At 48.1% G+C, this 2,798-nt stretch carries 1 protein-coding gene and 1 pseudogene; both read right to left on the reverse strand.

What is annotated here, in order from left to right; genetic code table 11:
* Nucleotides 1-858: 858 nt before the first annotated feature.
* Entirely contained in the window at nucleotides 859-1,467 is a 609-nt protein-coding gene (locus FHW04_RS23405) for a DsrE family protein (protein ID WP_048783021.1), read from the reverse strand.
* 370 nt (nucleotides 1,468-1,837) lie between these two features.
* Nucleotides 1,838-2,235, reverse strand: a pseudogene (locus FHW04_RS23410) (VOC family protein).
* Nucleotides 2,236-2,798: the final 563 nt, after the last annotated feature.

A 2,798-nucleotide genomic window follows, 5' to 3' on the forward strand; every position in this document is an offset into this window, starting at 1 on the left:
CATATCTGACACTTTGGTTCCCACTACTTATTTGGTGGACACCACTTTGTCGGATGCTTCAGATTATGACCAGACGGTTCACGCTGTACGCTTACCTGTAAACAAAACGACCTCAATTATCAGCTGTTTTCCGCCTGAACCCTAGTCTACTTAAACTTACGAGACCAGTTTTAAATCAACTTTTGTACTGTGAAGAGTAACTGATTTGCCTCCATGTACCATGCCCACCACCGTTAAACATTGAGCCGAAGCATTCTGACGCGCTGTTCATCTTTCATGTCTGATGGGAAATCGGCATCGCTGACCTTTCCCGCCTGGCTGAGTTTACTGAAGAGATTAACCAAACGCTGTAATGTTATTAGCTACCTCGAAGGACTGCCGCCGCATGCTGACAGCATCAGCACTGGAAGTGCAGCGAATGCGACTCGGAGTTGCACCTGCTTTTACCACGTCGCGGGTAATGTTCCGCCAGGCATCTTTCTCCCTGACGCTTGCAGTCGCTGCCTTCTTTCTGTGAGAGCAAGGCAGGCTTCGGTCCCCTGAGCGGTTACCGCATCCAGCATTTTGCCGTTCATGTTGATGATATTAAAAAAGCTGCCAGCCTGTTTGAGTCCGCCGGCGGGAAAGCGTTTTACCTCATCACGACTGCTGATGTTTCCGACCTGAGCTGGAGTCAATAACTTTTCTACTATAGGCGCGACATGGAGCGGTGTTACTGAAGTAATATCACTGGCATAAAAGCGGCTTATTGCATATCAGTAAGGCTTTGAGCATGTGTAAGGTGGTTTAAGAAAATTATCTGACGAAAGGTGCAATAAGGCTACCTTCCATTTATTCAACAAGGCCTGCCAATCCGCTTTACATTTCCAGGAAGGCATAACCCCTGTTCTGTAAGGTTGTTATTGTGGTCAGAGCGGAAGGCGTATGTATAACCGAGCCAGCGATCCAGTTCTTTTTATAATGATGCCAGGCGATAGCCTGATCGCATATGCTCACTTTGACTCCCTGGCTCTGAAGGGCCGAAATGAGCTTAAGGTTTGGGTTGTCAGTGCCATATATTTTTTGATAATGCACGTTATCAAGCATCGCCGGCGTTGCGCCACCGTTCACCGCAACGACAAATCTGAGTTTGTTGGTGGGAACCCCGGCTGCAACATAGAGATTAACCACCTGCGCGACTTTTTCCAGGGCCGGATTCGGCAATGATGTGTTGTCTCCGGCCTGCCCCACCTTGAAAACGATTTTATTGCTCAGGTCTGGGGTGGGCTGGAAGGCAGCACTGCGTTCATAGTGGATTTCGCCATAACCCTTCACGGCCGGTGTAATCCAGAAGCCAGCGGACTGATCGTTTGAAACACTGGCAGGATGATCAGTCAGGCTTTTGAAAAAAGCATGATTATTACAAAGCGCAGCTCCCATAAGCCCGCTCGTGATTGCAATTAGTGCTCCAGTTATAACAGAACGCATGTTTCCCTCCGGGCGCCTTGAGCATGAGCGCCCTGTTTATATTAGTGAAGAAAGACATTAACAAAAACATTTTGGCATCAGCTAGCAAGCCGTACATTTACTTTATACTTTCTTACCAGGTTGTTAATTTTACAGATTATTCTTAAGCAGCGGGATCAAATCGCGCTCCAGGATAGCCAGTTTGGGCTGCTCCCTATAATTGACTATAGCAAGATGTTAACAACGCCCGCTTCTGCACATAGCGGACTGTCGCAGTTGCAGAATCCGGTATGAGCGGGTAGCAGACGTTTCACTCATGATGACTGAAAATGTCCACTACGTTGAATATAGCATCCCGGCCACGCACCGGACGTGCGCAGTCGCATAGCTATCAGAGCTGAGCGCTCTGGTGGAGATCCCAGCGGTTGCCATAAATGTCATAAAACACAGCGCCCCCCATACTCCCCCTCACACGGCTTCTGACAGCGGTGAACGCCCTTTGTTTTCATAGCGGTGTAGCCACGCCGGAAGTCTCGGTCTGCAGGAACAGGAATACCCGCCCACCACACTGATTGCCAATAAAATCTTCCTGCCTCTCGTTTGAAGTGTGGGTCAGGAGAAGATTACAGTGGCTCTCCAAGTTAGGTGTAACGACAACCCGGCGTTTACCTGGCTGCGGTGTGTCCTCAACCAGGGAAAAACCCATCTTGTCGGCGTAATACTCAATCTCGCGGTCATAGTCATCGACCACATAGCCACATATCCCATGGATCGCTTTTGCGTTCTCATTTCTGCGCCGTCAGGTTTCAGGTACAACTGCCTGAACACTCTCTTTTAACATAACAGTGCGGTCAAGAACTGCCGCGAAGAAGGTAACCCAAAAGATGTTTCCGGTAAGTCCATGACAAAAACATGCAGAGAGCTTTTTACGCCTTAGTGCCGAATAGTTGTGGTGGATTCGCTTCATACCTTCAGGCTACGCATCCGTTTTCAGGACAAAAAAAACCCGCTCAGGGCGGGGAAAATTCGTTACAGAGGAATATCTCTGTAACTGATTCGACAGATGAAAAATATTTAAGTTCTATAATGGATTAAGCTTTTTAAATAAAATGGCTTGTATCTGCCTAACAGAAGGCATCAAAGAGAAAACCATAGTCGCAGACGCAGCATTGTGCAGATCAAGGCATTTTTCTGGCCAGCATCCGTATGGCCTTCTGGCAGTGTCGGCGGATAACAGGATCGTCAGTACGCATGCTCAGGTGATGCTGCCAACTTACTGATTTAGTGTATGATGGTGTTTTTGAGGTGCTCCAGTGGCTTCTGTTTCTATCAGCTGTCCCTCCTGTTCAGCT

Source organism: Pantoea sp. AN62, assembly GCF_050432985.1.
GTDB lineage: Bacteria > Pseudomonadota > Gammaproteobacteria > Enterobacterales > Enterobacteriaceae > Pantoea > Pantoea brenneri.

What these genes read in the sequence shown, in the direction of transcription:
- FHW04_RS23405 (WP_048783021.1), bottom strand. Translation starts at nt 1,467, where the DNA reads ATGCGTTCTGTTATAACTGGAGCACTAATTGCAATCACGAGCGGGCTT.